19 protein-coding genes are annotated in these 17,792 nt (G+C 58.2%); 5 read left to right on the top strand and 14 right to left on the bottom strand.

Annotation, left to right across the window (positions count from 1 at the left end; genetic code table 11):
- Positions 1 to 7 precede the first annotated feature (7 nt).
- From flgH to flgL, 5 genes are all read left to right on the top strand, one after another.
- The gene (flgH, locus tag F8R23_RS06200; protein WP_099064643.1) at positions 8 to 709 is read left to right on the top strand and encodes a flagellar basal body L-ring protein FlgH; all 702 of its coding nucleotides are present in this window, start codon (positions 8 to 10) and stop codon (positions 707 to 709) included.
- 10 nt (positions 710 to 719) lie between these two features.
- Positions 720 to 1,820 carry a flagellar basal body P-ring protein FlgI gene (locus F8R23_RS06195; RefSeq protein ID WP_129936682.1) on the top strand — a complete coding sequence of 367 codons (1,101 nt, stop codon included), beginning with the start codon at positions 720 to 722 and terminating at the stop codon, positions 1,818 to 1,820.
- A complete protein-coding gene (gene flgJ / locus F8R23_RS06190) occupies positions 1,820 to 2,776 on the top strand; it encodes a flagellar assembly peptidoglycan hydrolase FlgJ (RefSeq protein ID WP_129936681.1) in 957 nt (318 codons plus the stop codon). Before F8R23_RS06195 ends, flgJ begins: the two co-directional genes overlap by 1 nt.
- A 272-nt stretch (positions 2,777 to 3,048) precedes the next feature.
- Positions 3,049 to 4,695 carry a flagellar hook-associated protein FlgK gene (gene flgK, locus F8R23_RS06185; protein ID WP_129938276.1) on the top strand — a complete coding sequence of 549 codons (1,647 nt, stop codon included), beginning with the start codon at positions 3,049 to 3,051 and terminating at the stop codon, positions 4,693 to 4,695.
- 58 nt (positions 4,696 to 4,753) lie between these two features.
- Complete coding sequence (gene flgL, locus F8R23_RS06180) at positions 4,754 to 5,713, top strand: flagellar hook-associated protein FlgL (RefSeq protein WP_129938275.1); 960 nt, start codon at positions 4,754 to 4,756, stop codon at positions 5,711 to 5,713.
- Positions 5,714 to 6,285: 572 nt separating this feature from the next.
- On the opposite strand, the gene sra is transcribed toward flgL, so the two are convergent.
- The 14 genes from sra to fliF form a co-directional block, all read right to left on the bottom strand.
- Positions 6,286 to 6,417 carry a stationary-phase-induced ribosome-associated protein gene (sra, locus tag F8R23_RS24205; RefSeq protein WP_198642216.1) on the bottom strand — a complete coding sequence of 44 codons (132 nt, stop codon included), beginning with the start codon at positions 6,415 to 6,417 and terminating at the stop codon, positions 6,286 to 6,288.
- A 373-nt stretch (positions 6,418 to 6,790) separates the two neighbouring features.
- The gene (fliR, locus tag F8R23_RS06175) at positions 6,791 to 7,573 is read right to left on the bottom strand and encodes a flagellar biosynthetic protein FliR (protein ID WP_112349632.1); all 783 of its coding nucleotides are present in this window, start codon (positions 7,571 to 7,573) and stop codon (positions 6,791 to 6,793) included.
- 2 nt (positions 7,574 to 7,575) lie between these two features.
- Complete coding sequence (gene fliQ, locus F8R23_RS06170; protein ID WP_037419012.1) at positions 7,576 to 7,845, bottom strand: flagellar biosynthesis protein FliQ; 270 nt, start codon at positions 7,843 to 7,845, stop codon at positions 7,576 to 7,578.
- A gap of 48 nt (positions 7,846 to 7,893) precedes the next feature.
- Positions 7,894 to 8,730 carry a flagellar type III secretion system pore protein FliP gene (fliP, locus tag F8R23_RS06165; RefSeq protein ID WP_232810740.1) on the bottom strand — a complete coding sequence of 279 codons (837 nt, stop codon included), beginning with the start codon at positions 8,728 to 8,730 and terminating at the stop codon, positions 7,894 to 7,896.
- Positions 8,727 to 9,131, bottom strand: coding sequence for a flagellar biosynthetic protein FliO (gene fliO, locus F8R23_RS06160; RefSeq protein WP_112349634.1), 405 nt, complete (start codon positions 9,129 to 9,131; stop codon positions 8,727 to 8,729). The genes fliP and fliO overlap by 4 nt, the downstream gene beginning before the upstream one ends.
- Positions 9,131 to 9,544 (bottom strand): flagellar motor switch protein FliN, encoded by a 414-nt coding sequence (gene fliN / locus F8R23_RS06155; RefSeq protein WP_129936678.1) that lies wholly within the window; start codon positions 9,542 to 9,544, stop codon positions 9,131 to 9,133. Before fliN ends, fliO begins: the two co-directional genes overlap by 1 nt.
- Entirely contained in the window at positions 9,541 to 10,542 is a 1,002-nt protein-coding gene (gene fliM, locus F8R23_RS06150) for a flagellar motor switch protein FliM (protein WP_085117279.1), read from the bottom strand. Before fliM ends, fliN begins: the two co-directional genes overlap by 4 nt.
- Before the next feature lie 5 nt (positions 10,543 to 10,547).
- Complete coding sequence (fliL, locus tag F8R23_RS06145) at positions 10,548 to 11,030, bottom strand: flagellar basal body-associated protein FliL (RefSeq protein ID WP_099064635.1); 483 nt, start codon at positions 11,028 to 11,030, stop codon at positions 10,548 to 10,550.
- Between the two features lie 182 nt (positions 11,031 to 11,212).
- Positions 11,213 to 12,439: a flagellar hook-length control protein FliK gene (locus F8R23_RS06140; RefSeq protein ID WP_151415396.1), complete on the bottom strand. Its 1,227-nt coding sequence runs from the start codon at positions 12,437 to 12,439 to the stop codon at positions 11,213 to 11,215.
- Entirely contained in the window at positions 12,436 to 12,882 is a 447-nt protein-coding gene (fliJ, locus tag F8R23_RS06135) for a flagellar export protein FliJ (protein ID WP_112349637.1), read from the bottom strand. Before fliJ ends, F8R23_RS06140 begins: the two co-directional genes overlap by 4 nt.
- Positions 12,883 to 12,904: 22 nt before the next feature.
- A complete protein-coding gene (gene fliI / locus F8R23_RS06130; RefSeq protein WP_099064632.1) occupies positions 12,905 to 14,266 on the bottom strand; it encodes a flagellar protein export ATPase FliI in 1,362 nt (453 codons plus the stop codon).
- Positions 14,266 to 14,970 (bottom strand): flagellar assembly protein FliH, encoded by a 705-nt coding sequence (gene fliH, locus F8R23_RS06125; RefSeq protein ID WP_129936675.1) that lies wholly within the window; start codon positions 14,968 to 14,970, stop codon positions 14,266 to 14,268. Before fliH ends, fliI begins: the two co-directional genes overlap by 1 nt.
- On the bottom strand, positions 14,963 to 15,955 hold the full coding sequence (gene fliG / locus F8R23_RS06120) for a flagellar motor switch protein FliG (RefSeq protein WP_129936674.1): 993 nt from the start codon (positions 15,953 to 15,955) through the stop codon (positions 14,963 to 14,965). The genes fliH and fliG overlap by 8 nt, the downstream gene beginning before the upstream one ends.
- The gene (gene fliF, locus F8R23_RS06115; protein WP_129936673.1) at positions 15,952 to 17,640 is read right to left on the bottom strand and encodes a flagellar basal-body MS-ring/collar protein FliF; all 1,689 of its coding nucleotides are present in this window, start codon (positions 17,638 to 17,640) and stop codon (positions 15,952 to 15,954) included. Before fliF ends, fliG begins: the two co-directional genes overlap by 4 nt.
- Positions 17,641 to 17,792 lie beyond the last annotated feature (152 nt).

The following is a 17,792-nucleotide window of genomic DNA, read 5'->3' as shown; positions in this document are numbered from 1 at the left end:
AACTCTGATGGCAAACGTGCCGCCGCAAGGCAAACGCTGGTTGACGGCGATGGTGATGCTGACGCTGGGCGGCTGCGCATATATTCCGCATAAACCTCTGGTGGACGGCACGACCACGGCGCAACCTGCTCCGGCGGGCGCTCCGGTGCCGAACGGCTCGATTTTCCAAACGGTACAGCCGATGAACTACGGCTATCAGCCTCTGTTTGAAGACCGACGTCCACGCAATATCGGCGATACCCTGACCATCGCGTTGCAGGAAAACGTCAGCGCCAGCAAAAGCTCCTCGGCCAACGCCAGCCGCAACGGTGCCAGCAAGTTTGGTGTTGCCACCGCGCCGCGTTATCTCGATGGGCTGTTAGGCAATGCGCGCGCGGATATGGAGATGTCCGGCGACAGCACCTTCGGCGGCAAGGGCGGGGCCAACGCCAACAATACCTTCAACGGCACTATTACCGTCACGGTCAATCAGGTGCTGGTTAACGGCAATCTGCACGTGGTGGGCGAAAAACAGATCGCCATCAATCAGGGGACCGAGTTCATCCGCTTCTCTGGGGTGGTCAACCCGCGCACCATCAGCGGCAGTAACTCGGTGGCCTCCACCCAGGTGGCGGACGCGCGTATTGAATATGTCGGCAACGGCTATATCAACGAGGCGCAGACCATGGGTTGGCTGCAACGCTTCTTCTTAAATGTTTCACCGTTCTAAGGATTGACCGATGCTGAAAAAATTACTGCTTACGCTGTGGATTGGGCTGGTGTGTTTACCGGCGACGGCGGAGCGCATTCGCGATCTGGTCACGGTACAGGGCGTGCGTGATAACGCGCTGATCGGTTACGGGCTGGTGGTGGGGCTGGATGGTTCCGGTGACCAGACCATGCAGACGCCGTTCACCACCCAGAGTCTGAGTAATATGCTGTCGCAACTGGGTATCACGGTGCCGCCAGGCACCAATATGCAGTTGAAAAACGTAGCTGCGGTCATGGTCACCGCCAAGCTGCCGCCGTTTTCACGCACCGGGCAAAATATTGACGTGGTGGTGTCCTCAATGGGGAACGCCAAAAGCCTGCGTGGCGGCACCTTGCTGATGACCCCGCTGAAAGGGGTGGATAACCAGGTTTACGCGCTGGCACAGGGCAACGTGCTGGTGGGCGGCGCGGGAGCGTCGGCTGGAGGCAGCAGCGTGCAGGTCAACCAACTGGCGGGGGGACGCATCAGTAACGGCGCTACCATTGAACGCGAACTGCCAACCACCTTCGGTGCCGGTGGGGTGATTAACCTGCAGTTGAACGATGAAGACTTCACGCTGGCACAACAGATCAGCGATGCCATCAACCGCCAGCGAGGCGGCGGCACCGCTTCACCGCTAGACGCCCGTACCATTCAGGTGTTGGTGCCGCAAGGCAAGAGTTCTCAGGTACGTTTCCTGGCGGAGGTCCAGAACATTAACGTCAGCGTCGGGGCGATAGACGCCAAGGTGATCATCAATTCCCGTACCGGTTCGGTGGTGATGAACCGAGACGTGATCCTGGATTCCTGCGCGGTGGCACAAGGCAACCTGTCGGTGGTGGTCGATCGGCAAAATACCGTCAGCCAGCCGACGACGCCATTTGGCGGCGGGCAGACCGTGGTGACGCCGAATACCCAGATTTCGGTGCAGCAGCAGGGCGGTTCGTTGCAGAAGGTTAACGCCAGCGCCAATCTGAACAATGTGATCCGCGCGCTTAACGCCTTGGGGGCTACGCCGATCGATCTGATGTCGATCCTGCAGGCGATGCAAAGCGCTGGTTGTCTGCGCGCCAAGCTGGAAATCATTTGATGGCTGGCGATCTGATGGCAATGTCGGGCGCGGCTTACGATGCTCAGGCACTCAACGGGCTGAAGCGTGATGCGGCGATCGATCCGCAGGGTAACCTGAAACAGGTGGCCCAGCAGGTTGAAGGCATGTTCGTGCAGATGATGCTGAAAAGCATGCGTGCTGCGTTACCGAAGGACGGGGTGTTGAGCAGCGATCAGTCGCGGCTTTATACCTCGATGTATGACCAGCAGATCGCCCAGCAAATGTCGCAGAAAGGACTGGGGCTGGCTGACATGATGGTTAAGCAGATGAGTAATGCCAACGCGGTGCCGAGCGAGACCGCAGGCATGTCGCCGATGGCGCTGGACCTTCTTTATCAGGACAGGGAGGTGCTGCAAACGCTGCCGAATCAGGCGCTGGAGCAGATGATCCGCCGTGCGGTTCCGAAAGCACCGGCCACGCCGCCGCTGTCGCTCAATAACGGCAACTTTGTCGCCCGCTTGTCTATCCCTGCACGGGTTGCCAGCCAACAGAGCGGCATACCCCATCAGTTGATTGTGGCACAGGCGGCGCTGGAATCCGGTTGGGGTCAACGCGAGATCCCGACCGCCAACGGCACGCCGAGCTACAACCTGTTCGGCATCAAGGCCGGTGGCAGTTGGAAGGGGCCGGTCACCGAGATCACCACCACCGAGTTTGAGCAGGGGACGGCGAAGAAGATCAAGGCGCAGTTCCGGGTGTATGGCTCTTACGTCGAGGCGATGGCCGACTACGTCAAGCTGTTGACCAATAACCCACGCTACGCCGAGGTGGCCAATGCCCGTAGTCCGGAGCAGGCGGCGCATGCATTGCAGCAGGCCGGTTACGCCACCGATCCGCAATATGCCAATAAACTGGTCAGCGTGATCCAGCAGATGAAAAACGCCGGTGAGCAGGTGGTTAAAGCCTATACCCACGACCTGAAGGATCTGTTTTAAATCCCCTTCATTCTTGACGCTGCAGCTGTGTTGGCTGCACAGGCTCACCCCGGTCACTTGGCTGACCAAGCTCCCGGCGACTCCCTTGCTGGCCGCCGTGCTGCAACGCCAATTATTTTGGGGATTTGGGAATGTCATAAATCATGAAAAGGCTAGCAATTCTCTATCAAGTTTCCCCGCTTTTTGCCGATAACCAAGACAGGCTGAGTGAACCCTCTCAGCAGATTAATTGACTTCTGTGGGCCAGCGGCGCCGCAGCAAAAGGAACTTTTATGTCCAATAGCTTAATCAATACCGCGATGAGCGGGCTGAATGCGGCTCAGGTGGCGCTCAGCACTGTCAGTAACAACATCTCTAACTACAACGTGACCGGCTATAACCGCCAGACGGCGATCCTGGCGCAAAACGGTGGCTTGAGTACCATGAACGGCTTTATCGGTAACGGTGTAACCGTCACCAGCGTTAACCGCGAGTATAACCAGTTCATTACCAACCAATTGCGTAGTGCGCAGGGCAACGCCGAAGCGCAGGGTGCTTATTACGAGAAAATCTCTCAGATCGATAACCTGTTGGCGAGCAAAACCAATACCTTGTCCACCAACATGCAAGACTTCTTCACCAACCTGCAGAACCTGGTGAGTAACTCTGGCGACGATTCGGCGCGTCAGACTGTGTTAGGTAAGGCCAACGGCCTGGTTAACCAGCTCAACAACACTGACAAATATCTGCGTGATATGGACAGTGGTGTCAACCAGCAGATCGGTGACAGCGCGCAGCAAATCAACAGCTACAGCCAGCAAATTGCCCGTCTGAATGATGAGATTACCCGTCTGCGCGGCAGTGGCGGCGAGCCAAATGCTTTGTTGGATCAGCGCGATCAACTGGTGACTGACCTGAATAAAGTGGTGGGTGTGCAGGTAACTCAGCAGGATGGCGACGCCTATACGGTCTCATTCGCCAACGGCCTGACCTTGGTGCAGGGCAGTACGACCTACCAGGTGTCGGCGGTACCTTCCAGCAGCGATCCTTCCCGCTTGACCCTGGGTTACGACCGCGGCAACGGTGCCAACGAAGTCCCTGAGAGCCAGATCAACAGCGGCAGCCTGAGTGGTGTGTTCAAGTTCCGCAGTGAGACGCTGGACGGCGCTCGCAACCAACTGGGGCAAATTGCGCTGGCGTTGGCGGACAACTTTAACCAGCAGCACCGTGCAGGTTTCGATCTGAATGGTGACGCAGGTACAGACTTCTTCGGTTTCGGCGGTGGTCGCGTGGTGGATAACACCCGTAATACCGGTGACGCCTCGCTGTCGGTCTCTTACACCGATACCAGCAAGGTGAAGGCCAACGATTACCGCGTCGAGTTTGACGGCAGCAACTGGCAGGTGAGCCGCCTGCCGGACAACGTTAAGGTTAACGCCACTGCGGGTACCGATGCTGACGGCAAGCAGACGTTGAGCTTCGACGGTCTGCAGGTCAGCATCGACGGTAACGCCAAGGCCAAAGACAGCTTTACCGTGAAACCGCTCAGCGATGTGGCGGGCAGCCTGAAGGTGGTTATCACCGACACGTCACATATCGCCGCAGCCGGCAAAGATGACAGCGGCCGTGGTGATAATGAAAATGCCAAAAAATTGATCGATCTGCAAACCCAGAAGCTGGTGGACGGCAAAGCCACTTTCAGCGGTGCCTATGCCAGTATGGTCAGTAGCATCGGCAATCAGACCGCCGCCGCCAAGGTGGCTACCACTTCGCAGGGCAACATCGTCATACAGCTGACCAACCAGCAGCAGTCGATCTCTGGCGTCAACCTGGACGAAGAATACGGTGAGCTGTTGCGTTTCCAGCAATATTACATGGCTAACGCGAAGGTGGTTGAAACCGCCAGCTCGCTGTTTGATACCTTGTTGAATATCCGTTGATTTAATTGCTGACCGGCGCCCTGTGGGCGCCGGTCGCTCACCGTGAGGAACCTACAGCATGCGTATGAGCACCAGCATGATGTACCAACAAAACATGTCCGGCATCACCGGCAACCAGTCACTGTTTATGAAGGCCGCAGAGCAGTTGTCGACGGGCAAGCGAGTGATCAATCCTTCCGACGATCCGCTGGCGGCGTCGCAGGCGGTGATGCTGTCGCAGTCGCAGGCTGAGAACAATCAGTATACGCTCGCGCGCACCTTTGCCCGGCAGAACGTCTCGATGGAGGAAACCGTTTTGAGCGGTGCAACATCGACCATTTCCGATATTAAGGCGCTGATCGTCAACGCGGGTGGCACCAAAAGCGATAACGACCGCGACTCGCTGGCGACCCAACTGCAGGGGCTGAAAGATCAGCTGCTCAATCTGGCTAACAGCACTGATGGTAACGGCCGCTACATGTTCGGCGGCTATGAGAACGACAAGCCGCCGTTTGTCGATGAAGGTGGAACCGTGAGCTATAAAGGCGGTGATAAGGTCGTCGAACAGAAGGTGGACGCGAACCGGACGATGACCATTGGTCATACCGGCAAGGGGGTATTCATGTCGTTGACCAGCAACCCGAAACCCGAGCCGGACGGCAGTGCGCCGGTTGCTAACGTGTTTGAGAGCATCGACATTGCATTGAAAGCGCTGAAAACCCCGCAGCAGGACGCGGACGACGCCACCAAGCAACAGGTGACAGATGCATTGGCCAAGGCTAACCGCGGCATGGACAACTCCTACAACAAGGTGCTCAGTGTGCGTGCTGAATTGGGCAGCCAATTGCAGGAAATGGACCAGTTGGACAGCATCGGCAAAGAGCGCGACATGACCAATCAAGTGCAGATGAGTGCGCTGACAGATGCGGATTTGGCCGAGTCGATCTCTGCTTACTTTATGCAACAGGCCGCGCTGCAGGCGTCATACAAGACATTTGGTGATATGCAGGGTATGTCGCTGTTCCAGATGAATCGCTGATACCCGTCGTCTTTCAAGCTGCAGCGTTGTTACCTGCACTTGCTTACCCCAGTCACTTACTTAAGTAAGCTCCTGGGGATAAGCAAGCTTGGCGCCTGGTTGTGCTGTACAGGGATGTACAAATGCCGCGAGCGCATGGACGCGCTAGAGCGGCCAACTTGAAATCCATAGGGTATGGCATGATTAATCTCCGTTGGTCAGGGCCTACTCCACCAAATGTCAGATTATTATCCAATATCTGGGCTGTAGTTCACATGCAGCGCCCCTACAGTGCAGGGTGGGATGGCAATAACCCATATCCGCTGTGAAGTTATGGCGGGTCGTTCTTTGGGTGTGCTTAGAGGACTTTATCGCTGTAAACAGGGGTAGGGAATTCTTGAAACCGGGCGCACTTGTTTGGCACGTCACTCTTTCCCCCACGAAGGTTTGAGTGACGTGCCTTTTTTTCGGCTGAGGCAAAGTGGAACCTGCCGATATCCGCCTGATTTAACGTAGGGAAACGTCTGAATATTCAGGAGGGTTGGCTAAATAACAGTCGAGGTTATATTTTGACTTTATTTATAACATCGTCGTTATTTCTTCTTTTTCACCATGGCCCATTTTTCACCGTTCGGTGAAGGGGATAATGCAATTTGAATTCGGTTGGTTACCCAGTGCGCCATACCTAATGCTCTGCGTGCTCTGCGGTTGGTTTTAGCTTTCATTTCTGTGCTCCTGAGAGTAGGGTTAATTCCGCAAATAATAAATATACCCGTCCCGCCGGCTGACCCCGGTGAAAGAATATCTTTATCCTTGCGGATAACGGATGGAGTTTTAAATTCACTTCCCTGTGTGTTGCTTTATATTTAAATTCCCTCCTGTATTTAATGTCTACGACTAAATACTGACGGTTTTACTGATGGCTTTTTATTTAACAAGGCCATTCTAAGGGGGGTAATTTATTATTCAAGTCGATAAAAATAATCGAAGCCAAATAGTGTTAATAGGTTTTTTTCAACTTTTTATAGCGAGAAAGGGGTTTTACTGCCCGTTTGTCCGGCGAGGTGCGGCCGTTAAGCCGCATTGATGAGGGTTACGCTAGGGCGTCATGTTGCCGAGAACATCGGCCAGCCTGTCGAAGAACTCGCCAAACAGGTGCTCACAAAACGGCGCCAGCATCGGCATCATCATGCCGATGGTCATAATGCCGATGGTCATGGTGACCGGGAAACCGATGACGAATACCGACAGTTGCGGCGTCATACGGTTGAGCAGACCGAGCGCCATGTTCAGCGTCAGTAACAGGCAAATCAGCGGCAGCGCCAGCATCATGCCGTTGATAAAGATCAGCGAGCCAGCCTGGGTCAATGCCAGAAAACCGTTGCCATTCAGCGGTTCGGCCTGGATAGGCAGGGTATGAAAGCTGTCTACCAGCAGCGAAATCAGCCACAGGTGGCCGTTAAAGCTGAGGAACAGCAGCATCGCCAGCAGGTTGAGCAACCGTGCCAGCACCGGGGTGTTTGGCCCACCGCTGGGGTCAAAGAAGGTGGCGAACGACAGGCCCATCTGCATGCCAATCACTTCACCGGCCAAGCGGATTGCCGCGAAGGCGAACTGCATGGTCAGGCCCAGCGCCACGCCGATCAGGATTTGCTGAGCCGCCAGCCACAGGCCGGCGGCGGAGAAAATAGGGACAGTGCTGATGGGCAGACCGGGGGCCACCAGGATCACGATCAGACCGCCCAGACCAATCTTCACCTTCTTGCTGATCTGCTTTTCGCTGAACACCGGCGCGGTGCTGATCAACGCCAGAATGCGCAGCAGCGGCCAGAAATATTGGCTGAGCCAGACGCCGAACTGGGCGCTGTCAAATGTGAGCATGGTTAACCAATCAGATTGGGCAGGTTAGTGAACAGCGTGCGCATATAGTCCAGCAGCAGGTTCAGCATCCACGGCCCGGCAATCACGATGGTGGCCACCACCGCCAGAATTTTGGGGATGAACGACAGGGTCATTTCGTTGATCTGGGTGGCGGCCTGCAGCAGGCTGACCACCAGACCGCTGACCAGGGCGGCGAGCAACATCGGGGCCGCCAGCGCCAGTGCCACTTTCATCGCTTCGGTGCCCAGCGCCATGACCGATTCGGGTGTCATCGTGAATCCCTCAGTGGCGGGGTGTCCGCCGCGAATTACCAATAAAAACTAGGAATAGAAACTCTGCGCCAGCGAGCCGAGCAGTAACTGCCAGCCATCCACCAACACAAACAGCATCAGTTTGAACGGCAGTGAGATGGTCGCCGGTGGCACCATCATCATCCCCAGCGCCATTAGCACGCTTGCCACCACCAGATCGATAATCAGGAACGGAATAAATACCGTGAAACCGATTTGGAACGCGGTTTTCAGCTCGCTGGTGACGTAAGCCGGCAGCAGAATGCGCATCGGCACCGCTTCCGGCCCTGCCAGCGGCGGCAGGTTGGCGAGCTTGGCGTACAGGGCCAGATCGGTTTCCCGCGTTTGGCGCAGCATAAACTCGCGCAGCGGCTGCGAACCTTTATCCATCGCCACGTCCAGGCTGATTTTATCCTGGCTGAACGGCAGATAGGCGTCCTGATAAACCTTGTCGAACACCGGTGACATGATGAAAAAGGTCAGGAACAGCGCCAGCCCCAGCATCACCTGATTGGGCGGAGCGGACGGGGTGCCGAGTGCGTTGCGCAGCAGCCCGAGCACGATGATGATGCGGGTGAAACTGGTCATCATCAGCAGCATGGCGGGCAAGAAGCTGAGCGAGGTCAGCAGCACCAGCGTTTGTACCGGCAGCGACCAGCTTTGGCCGCCGTTGGCTAACGGCTGGCTGATCAAACCGGGCAGTTGTGCGAAAGCCGCCGGACTGATCAGCAGCAGCGCAGCAGCCAGAAGCCGCTTTCCTTTCACCCCGGCCCTCTCCCAACAGGAGAGGGGGAAGGCGGCGGTTTTCTGCCAATCCGAAGTGAGGGGAACAATAGTCGGGGATGCCGATTGTTGAGTGTGAGTCATGCCGATTTTTCCGGACGTTTCAGAACTTTTTGCATCAGTTGGCGAAAATCCGCCGGCGCGGTGGTCTCGGCTGCGGTGCTGTCCGCCGCAGGGGCGGGCAGGGTATGCAGTGGGGTGATTTGCTGGGCGGTGACACCCAGCACCAGCAAGGTGTTATCCACTTCGATCACCACCACGCGCTCGCGTTGCCCGACCTGGCAGCTGGCGCGCAGGTTTAGCAGCTTGTTGTTGCGCGCCTGTGGGGCAAATCCCAGTCGGCGGAACAGCCACCCGGCCAGCAGGATCAGCAGCAGAATGCCACCGAGCGCAGTGCTGACCTGTGTTAAAACCGAACCGGCCGGCAATGCCGGTGCGGAGGGTTGTAAGGTGCCCTGGCCGGGCGCGCTGGCGCTTGGGTTCATCAGCGGCTCAGGCGACGCATGCGTTCGGAAGGGGTAATAATGTCGGTGATGCGCACGCCGAACCTGTCGGCCACCACCACCACTTCGCCCTGGGCAATCAGATAACCGTTGATCATGATATCCAGGGGTTCACCCGCCAGCCCGTCCAGAGCCACGACAGATCCTTGCGACAGGCGCAGCAGCTCCTTGATGGTCATTTTGGTGCGGCCCAGTTCGACGGTCAGTTTGACCGGGATGTCCAGGATCAGATCGATGTCCTGCAGGCTGCCGCTGGCATCCTGCGGTTCCAGCGATTTGAACACCGCGTCGCTGGCAGACGTTTTTTCGGTAGATTGCTGCTCGTTAAACGCATCAGCCCACAGGTCGTCCACGGATTCCTTTCCTTCGCCAGACGGTTGCTTAGGATCACTCATTTGGGCTGTTCCTCACTCAGAGCATTCAAAATAGGGTTAATCAAATGTTCAACACGCAGGGCGTACTGCCCGTTTAACGTGCCGTATTGGCTGGTCAGAACCGGTACGCCGTCCACGTGGGCGATCAGGCGATCCGGTTTATCAATCGGTAATACATCACCCGGCTGCAGCTTCAGGATTTTTGACAGCCGCATCGGGATGTCGACGAAGTTGGCAATCAGCTCCAGTTCGGAATGCTGCACCTGCTTCACCAGCGTTTCGCGCCAGTGGCTGTCTTCCTGCCGTGAGTTTTCCAGCGGCGGGTTGGTCAGCAGTTCGCGCAGCGGTTCGATCATGGCGAACGGGATACAGATGTTGAACTCACCGCTCAGAGCACCGATCTCTACCTGGAACGGAGTGGTGACCACAATGTCGTTCGGCGAAGTGGTGATATTGGTGAACTTCACCTGCATTTCAGCCCGCACGTATTCCACGTTGATCTTGTAAATCGCGCTCCAGGCGTCGCCATAGGCGTCCAGCGCCAGGCGCAGCATGCGCTTGATCACCCGTTGCTCAGTAGGCGTGAATTCGCGGCCTTCCACTTTGGTCGGAAAGCGGCCGTCGCCGCCAAACAGGTTATCGACGGCGATAAACACCAGGCTCGGCGCGAACACGAACAGCGCGGTACCGCGCAGCGGGTTCAGGTGCACCAGGTTGAGGTTGGTGGGCACCGGCAGGTTGCGGGCAAATTCGTGATACGGTTGGATCTTGATCGGACCAACGGTAATGTCCGGACTGCGGCGCAACAGGTTGAACAACCCCATGCGGAACTGCCGGGCAAAACGCTCATTGATGATTTCCAGCGCGTGCAGTCGCTCGCGCACCACGCGGCGCTGGGTGGTCGGATCGTACGGCTTGACCTCGCTCTCGTTACTGGCGACCGCTACGGGTTCATCCCCCGCGCTGTCGCCGTTGAGTAAGGCGTCGATCTCTGCCTGTGAAAGAATGCTGTCGCCCATAGTGATTACCGCAATATGAAGGCGGTGAACAGCACGTCGCTGACCACCTGCTTCGGTTGTCCCTTAACCAGCGGCGGGCTAAGCACGTCCTTAATCTGCGCCACCAGTTGCTGTTTCCCTTGTTCACTGCTCAGCTGACCTGCTTCCTGACGGGACAGCAGCATCAGCAGACGGCTGCGCACTTCCGGCAGAAAATCGTTCAGTTGACGGCGGGTATTTTCGTCCGGCAAACGTAACGTCAGGCCGATATACAACACGCGATCGGGGTTGTTATCCGGCGTCATCAGATTGACGGTAAAGGTGTCCAGCGGCATAAACACCGGCACGGCCGGCGGCTGAGGTTTTTCTGCGGGTTGCGTACCGTTCTGGTGCTGCTTGAGCTGCCACCAGCTGTAGCCGGCAGCGCCGCAGGCGAGCACGGCTATCAACACCAGCAGGATGACCAGAAGGGAGCGTTTTGGTGCTGCCGGTAGGGTATTTTGAGACATAGCTAAATCAAATTCCTGTTGTTATACCCGACGTCCTGCAAGCCGCAGCCTGAAACCCGGCGGGTACATAGCGCGCGCAAAAGCCACACGCATGACATGTAACGGTATTATCGCGCCTATTGCGGCGCACAATAGCCAGAATAGGCGGAGAAAAACGTGCCAGCTTGGGCGTTTGCGGCCACTCAGGCGAAAATATCAACGCCGCTGACGCCGCGGGCCATGGCCTGCAATGCCTGTGGGGCGCTGAGCACCTCTGTGGCCGGTTCGCTGCCACCGTGGCTCTCACGATAATTCGACCGGCCCTGTTGCTCGCCGTTCTGCTGTTGCGCCTGTTGACCCTGTGGCATTGACTCACCGCCCACGCTGCTGTGCCCCAGATTGATACCGTTTTCCGCCAGTGCATGGCGCAGTTGCGGCATAGCGGCTTCCACGGCGGCACGCACCTGTCCGTGGGCAGAGGCAATGTGCAGCTGTGCCTGGTTGTCATCCAGCTTGAGGGTGATCTGCAACGCGCCCAGTTCCTGCGGATGCAAACGCAGTTCGGCACTTTGCTGGCCATTGCGATGGAACATCAATACCTGCTGATTCAGCGCCTGCTGCCACTCGGGGCTGCCAAGCTGGGCATTCAACTGTGGCGTGGGTGGGGCGGTGACCAGCGAGGCGGCCGGGGTGGTGGCCACTGTTGGGCTGGATACCGGCGGTGCCACCAGGTGATTGACCGGCGTTTGCGGCTGCGTATCGGTGCCGAATTTCAATGCAGCGGCATCCGGCTTGTCATGGGTTGCCGCGGTCTGTTGTAGCGTGTCGGCGCGACTTTCCATGTTGAGTTGATCTTTGCTCACTGCTGTCGGGGTCTTCTGCGTGTCTGCCAGCGGGCTGCCGGAGGTATCCGAAGAGCGGCCCAGAGCCGCACTCAGCACAGCCGTCGGTTGCGTGGAGTCTTGCTCGCCTTCAACGGTCAGTTCAGTGGCTCCGGAAGGGCCCTGCATCACAGGCGTGACGGCAATGGGCAACATGGCGAACAGCGCCTGCAACGTGGCGGCGTCGATCTCACCGGCAGGGCGCAGAGCCGTCTCCTCTGGCGGTTGATTTTTCTGCGGTTCTTCGCCAGGAGCGACGGCGGTGGGCTGCCCGTTGCTCAACAGCGACGGCGCTAAAAGCCCATCGCGTTCGCCGAAGGCGGCCAGTAGCTGGGTTAGCTGGTTGCGACTCAGCGGCGCTGACTCCTGGTCTGCGCTCAGCGTCATCGGTGACAGCTTGCCCGCAGCCTTATCGGCAGGCAGCACGCGGGCACCGAGCAGTTGAGCAAAGGCGGACGAAAGGGATGACTCATCCAGCGATAACGGTGCGTCCGACAGTAATCCGCTATCACCCGCGGGCGACATAGCGGGCAAAACGTTGAGGTTCATTGGTGGCTATTCCTTTGTGCACTGCGTTGAGCGAACTCATCCATCAGCTTTTGATCCCGTTTATTCTCCAACAGCAGCTCCGCGCTCTGGGCCCGGGTATGCAGAGTTTCGAAGGCGTTCAGCCGCTGCTGTTTGTCCTGCCAGTGCTTCATCGCGTGGTCGACCTTTTGTCCCCACTGCGTCAGTTGCTGGCGGTGCTGGGTGATGGCCTGCTCCAGCGTGCCGATAAACTGCTGATAGTTCTGCCAGTTGGATGACTCCATACCGCCACTCAGTTGATTATTCAGCTTCTGGCGGTACTCATCCTGATAATTGAGCAGCATGGAAAGCTGCTGCTCAGCCGCCTGCTGCGCTTTGCGCACCTGGCCCAACTGCTGCGTCGCCTGTTCCACCGCATCCTGCGCCAAATCGCGCAGGGTAATCAGGGGTGACTGTGGTTTCATCGGATTTGCGCCTTTGGTGACGTTAAACGATCAATTGCTGTAACTGTTGGCAGGCGTCGTCGTAACCGCTGCGCTCGAAGATGCCCTGTTGCAGATAGGCTTCCATCTGCGGGTACAGCGCCATCGCCTTGTCCAGCAGCGGATCGCTGCCTGAGACGTAGGCACCGACGCTGATCAAATCGCGGTTACGTTGATAGCTGGCCAGCATCTGTTTGAAATTGCGTACCCGACGGTAGTGCTCTTCGTCGATCAACGACGTCATGGCGCGGCTGATCGATGCTTCAATGTCGATGGCCGGGTAGTGACCGGCTTCCGCCAATCGCCGCGACAGCACTACGTGGCCATCGAGAATGGCGCGCGCCGAATCGGCAATCGGATCCTGCTGGTCATCACCCTCGGTCAGCACGGTATAAAAGGCGGTAATCGAACCGCCACCGCTGATGCCGTTGCCCGCGCGTTCCACCAGCGCCGGCAGTTTGGCGAACACCGAAGGCGGGTAGCCTTTGGTGGCCGGTGGCTCGCCGATGGCCAGGGCGATCTCACGCTGGGCCATCGCGTAGCGGGTCAGTGAATCCATAATCAGCAACACGTGCTGGCCGCGATCGCGGAAGTCCTCGGCGATACGGGTGGCATAGGCCGCCCCCTGCATACGCAGCAGCGGTGAGACGTCCGCCGGTGCTGCGATCACCACCGAGCGTGCCCGGCCTTCAGGGCCGAGGATGTTTTCGATAAAGTCTTTAACCTCGCGGCCGCGTTCACCGATCAACCCGACGACGATCACGTCGGCCTGGGTGTAACGTGCCATCATGCCCAGCAGCACGCTTTTACCGACGCCAGAACCGGCGAACAGCCCCATGCGCTGGCCACGACCGACGGTCAGCAGGCCATTGATGGTGCGCACCCCGACGTCCAGTACCTGTTCGATCGGCGTACGTTGCAGCGGGTTGAACGGGGCGGTGATCAGCGGCGCACGATAGCCGGTTTCCGGTGCGGGCAGGCCGTCGAGCGGCTTGGCGCTGCCGTCCAGTACACGACCCAGTAGTGCCGGGCCAAGCGGCAGCTGTTTGCTGGCGCTTTGTCCCTCCGGTGAGACACGGGCATAAACCCGGGCACCGGGCACAATGCCTTCCACTTCTTCCAACGGCATCAGGAACAGTCGCTGGCCGTTAAAACCGACCACTTCGCTTTCGACTTCCTGCACTTCACCGCCGTCGTGGCGCTCGATCAGGCAGGTGGCACCGATAGGCAGTTGCAGTCCGGTGGCTTCCAACACCAGCCCGGTTGCGCGCGTCAGGCGGCCGTAGCGACGAACCGTCGGGGCCAGAGTAATACGTTTTTCCAGCGTATCCAGTGAGGTCAGCCAGCGGCCGAGGCGCTGAGTCATTACACCTCTCCCGGAGCTGCCAGACGGCAGAGTTCGTGCCAGCGGGTCGCCAGACTGGCGTCGAGATCGCCCTCATCAGCACTGACCTTACAGCCGCCAGGGTGCAACTGACCGTCCGCCAGCAACCGCCAGCCGTGCAGGCTTAGCGTGGCACCCAACTGCTGCTCTATCCGATGATAATCATCCGGATGTACGCGCAACTGCGGCTTGCCGCTGAACATCGGCTCCTGTTGGATCAACTGTTGGATCTGCGCCAGCAGCGCGGTGCCATCACACACCGGCGGCTGACCGAGCACCTGTTTGGCGGCGGTCAACGCCAGTTGCATCAGGCGCGAGGCGATCACGCTGTCGAGAGCGTCCAGCGTGTGCTGGAATTCGGTCACCAATTGTTGCCAGTGGGCAGTCAGCGGTTGCTGTTGCTGCTGCGCCTCCAGCAAGCCCTGTTGGCGGCCTTCTTCCATTCCAGCCAGGAACCCGGCGTCGTAGCCTTTTTGCTGACCCTCGGCATAACCCAGTTGCTGGCCCTGTTGCTCTGCCTGCAGGCGTAACTGGGCCAGTTGCTGTTCCTGAACGACGCTGTCGTCCAGGGGAACGCCGTAAGTTTCCACCACCGGTAACGGCAGGGGGTCGAGCTCCGGTTTGGGTTCGTTCAGGTCATTGAGCGACCAGGGTTGCCAGGGTAGGGTGTTAATGCGATCAGACATAGGTGTCCTCGCCACCGCCGATAATCATTTCGCCGCTCTCTGCCAAACGACGCACTACCAGCAGGATGGCTTTCTGCTCGTTCTCTACCTGCGACATACGCACTGGGCCACGGTTGGCCAGATCGTCGCGCAGAATATCGGCCGCGCGTTGTGACATGTTCTTGAGGAACTTCTCGCGCAGTGGCTGTTCCGCGCCTTTGAGCGCCACCAGCAAGGATTCGCTTTCCACTTCCTGCAACAGGCGCTGGATGCTGCGGTCGTCGACTTCCACCAGGTTTTCGAACAGGAACATTTCGTCGATGATCTTCTGCGCCAGTTCGCCGTCGTATTCGCGCATGGCGTCGATAACCGCCTCTTCCTGCTGAGTTTTCATCAGGTTGATAATCTCGGCCGCGGTGCGTACCCCGCCCATTTTGCTGCGCTTGAGGTTCTGGCCGTCGAGCAGATTGTTCAGCACTTCGGTTAGTTCCGCCAACGCTGCCGGCTGCACGCCACCGAAAGTGGCAATACGCAGCATGACGTCGTTGCGCAGGCGTTCGTCGAACAGCGCCAGAATATCTGCTGCCTGGCCACGCTTCAGGTGGACCAAAATGGTGGCGATGATCTGCGGGTGTTCGTCGCGGATCAGATCCGCGGCGCTCATCGGCTCCATAAAGTTGAGCGTTTCCATGCCGGTGGTGGTTTCGCGAGATTCGAGAATGTCTTCCAGCAGGCTGGAGGCACGCTCTTCGCCCAACGCCTTGATCAATACCGAACGCAGGTAGTCGCTGGCATTGACGCTCAGTGCTGCGTACTGTTCGGCATCGTCTTCAAACTCGCGCAGTATTTCTTGCAGTTGCTTGTGCGAGACCTGGCTCATGCTGGCCATGGTGCCACTCAACTGCTGAACTTCACGCGAGGAAAGGTGTTTGAACACCTCGGCAGCGCGATCTTCGCCCAGCGTCATCAGCAGGATGGCGCTTTTTTCGGTACCGGTCAGACTCATAATTCGTTACTCATCCATTGGCGGATTACCAGAGCGACCACGCGCGGGTCTTTTTCAGCCAGTTCGCGGATCCGCTGGCTCTGGACTTCTGCACTGACGCGCTGCTGCGATTTGCGGTGTTGCGCCAGCTCCTCATTACTCTGTTTATTGCTGTCGGCCGGTTTGGCCATCGGCGCATTGGCGGTGGCGAGGGCGGCTTTCTGTACCGCCTGACGGTTTTGCAACTGCGGCCGCACCAGTTTGCGCCACAGCAACCAGGCCACCAGCAGTACCAGCAGATAGCGACCGGCATCCAACAGGCGATCGATAAAGCTTTGGCTTTGCCAGAACGGCAGTTCACCGCCGGTGATTTCGTTATCGGTAAACGGTGTGTTGACCACGTTGAGGGTATCGCCACGGCTGCTGGAGAAGCCCATGGACTCACGTACCAGCGATTCGATCTGCGCCAACTGCTCTTTGCTCATCGGCAGCGGTTTGCCTTCTTTATCGGTGCCGCGATAGTTGACCACCACCGCCACCGACAGCCGCTGTACCGTCCCGGCCTTCTGCTGGGTATGGCGAATGGTGCGATCGACCTCATAGTTGGTGGTTTCATCACTGCGCGTATTCTGTGGCCCTGACGCCGCACTGCGGGTTGCCGTGGCATTCGGTTTGGCGGCGTCGGCGTTGGTGCCGGCAGCCGGTTTGGCGGTTTCAATCGGCGCGGCAGCCGGTGCGCTAGGCTGGTTGGACAGTGCGCCCGGCACGCCGCCGACCAGCGGCCCGCCAATTTGGTCGCTTTGGCTCAGCTGTCTGGAGCGTACGGCGGCTTTATTGGGTTGTTGGTTCGGCTGGTATTCTTCGTCAGTTTGCTCGCGGGTGGCGAAGTCGATCTGTGCGGTGACCTGCGCACGGACGTTGCCGTTACCGACCATCGGCGCCAGAATTGCTTCGATGCGACGCTGATAGCGATTTTCCACTTCACCGGCGTACTTCAACTGTGCCGCGTTCAGATCGCGCCCGGTGCCGTCAGACTGGGTCAGCAGGCGGCCGGACTGATCGACCACCGTGACGTTGCCCGGCGGTAAACCGGCAACGCTGCTCGAAACCATATAAACGATGGCGTTGATCTGACCGTCATCCAGTGCGCGGCCGGCTTGCAGCGTCAGGGTCACGGAGGCGGAAGGGGATTTTTGCTCGCGGACAAACAGCGAGGGTTTTGGCAGCGCCAGATGCACGCGGGCGTTTTGTACCGGCCCCAGGGATTCGATGGTGCGTGACAGTTCGCCTTCCAGAGCGCGCTGATAGTTGATTTGCTCACTGAACTGGCTGATGCCGAATTTTTCCTGATCCAGCAGTTCGAAACCCACTGCGCCACCTTTCGGCAGACCTAGCTGCGCCAGTCGCAGGCGGGTTTCATGTACTTTATCGGCCGGGATCAGCAGCGCCGCGCCGTTTTCGGCAAAGCGGTAGGGGATGTTCATCTGCGTCAGTTGGGTGACGATGGCACCCCCGTCGCGATCGTTAATGTTGCTGTACAGTACGCGGTAATCTGGGCTTTTTGCCCATAACAGCAGCGCAACCACAATGGCGATGGCGGCGGAAGCGGCGATCAGCAGTGGGATTTTCGGGTTGGCGCGCAGACGGTCCCACAGGGCTTGCAGACCATTATCGCGGTTTTCGGTGGCGGAGATTGAAGCACTCATTTTAGCCAGTGTCCTTCAATGACGCTCAGGATCCGGTGCGGGCCACGGCGTAGCTCCCTGCCAGGCTGATGAACGATGTGGTTAGCGTTGTGTGACAAAACAGACTCCCTGATACACATATAAATATACCCTATGCCTTTCAAGTTGCAGCT

The sequence above is a fragment of the Serratia proteamaculans genome (assembly GCF_008830365.1).
Lineage (GTDB): Bacteria > Pseudomonadota > Gammaproteobacteria > Enterobacterales > Enterobacteriaceae > Serratia > Serratia proteamaculans.
This window is presented reverse-complemented; position numbering and strand designations above follow the sequence as displayed.

Bases quoted from the DNA above. Each gene is read 5' to 3' on its own strand.
- flgH (WP_099064643.1), top strand. From the start codon at position 8: ATGGCAAACGTGCCGCCGCAAGGCAAACGCTGGTTGACGGCGATGGTG.
- F8R23_RS06195 (WP_129936682.1), top strand. From the start codon at position 720: ATGCTGAAAAAATTACTGCTTACGCTGTGGATTGGGCTGGTGTGTTTA.
- flgJ (WP_129936681.1), top strand. From the start codon at position 1,820: ATGGCTGGCGATCTGATGGCAATGTCGGGCGCGGCTTACGATGCTCAG.
- flgK (WP_129938276.1), top strand. From the start codon at position 3,049: ATGTCCAATAGCTTAATCAATACCGCGATGAGCGGGCTGAATGCGGCT.
- flgL (WP_129938275.1), top strand. From the start codon at position 4,754: ATGCGTATGAGCACCAGCATGATGTACCAACAAAACATGTCCGGCATC.
- sra (WP_198642216.1), bottom strand. From the start codon at position 6,417: ATGAAAGCTAAAACCAACCGCAGAGCACGCAGAGCATTAGGTATGGCG.
- fliR (WP_112349632.1), bottom strand. From the start codon at position 7,573: ATGCTCACATTTGACAGCGCCCAGTTCGGCGTCTGGCTCAGCCAATAT.
- fliQ (WP_037419012.1), bottom strand. From the start codon at position 7,845: ATGACACCCGAATCGGTCATGGCGCTGGGCACCGAAGCGATGAAAGTG.
- fliP (WP_232810740.1), bottom strand. From the start codon at position 8,730: ATGACTCACACTCAACAATCGGCATCCCCGACTATTGTTCCCCTCACT.
- fliO (WP_112349634.1), bottom strand. From the start codon at position 9,131: ATGAACCCAAGCGCCAGCGCGCCCGGCCAGGGCACCTTACAACCCTCC.
- fliN (WP_129936678.1), bottom strand. From the start codon at position 9,544: ATGAGTGATCCTAAGCAACCGTCTGGCGAAGGAAAGGAATCCGTGGAC.
- fliM (WP_085117279.1), bottom strand. From the start codon at position 10,542: ATGGGCGACAGCATTCTTTCACAGGCAGAGATCGACGCCTTACTCAAC.
- fliL (WP_099064635.1), bottom strand. From the start codon at position 11,030: ATGTCTCAAAATACCCTACCGGCAGCACCAAAACGCTCCCTTCTGGTC.
- F8R23_RS06140 (WP_151415396.1), bottom strand. From the start codon at position 12,439: ATGAACCTCAACGTTTTGCCCGCTATGTCGCCCGCGGGTGATAGCGGA.
- fliJ (WP_112349637.1), bottom strand. From the start codon at position 12,882: ATGAAACCACAGTCACCCCTGATTACCCTGCGCGATTTGGCGCAGGAT.
- fliI (WP_099064632.1), bottom strand. From the start codon at position 14,266: ATGACTCAGCGCCTCGGCCGCTGGCTGACCTCACTGGATACGCTGGAA.
- fliH (WP_129936675.1), bottom strand. From the start codon at position 14,970: ATGTCTGATCGCATTAACACCCTACCCTGGCAACCCTGGTCGCTCAAT.
- fliG (WP_129936674.1), bottom strand. From the start codon at position 15,955: ATGAGTCTGACCGGTACCGAAAAAAGCGCCATCCTGCTGATGACGCTG.
- fliF (WP_129936673.1), bottom strand. From the start codon at position 17,640: ATGAGTGCTTCAATCTCCGCCACCGAAAACCGCGATAATGGTCTGCAA.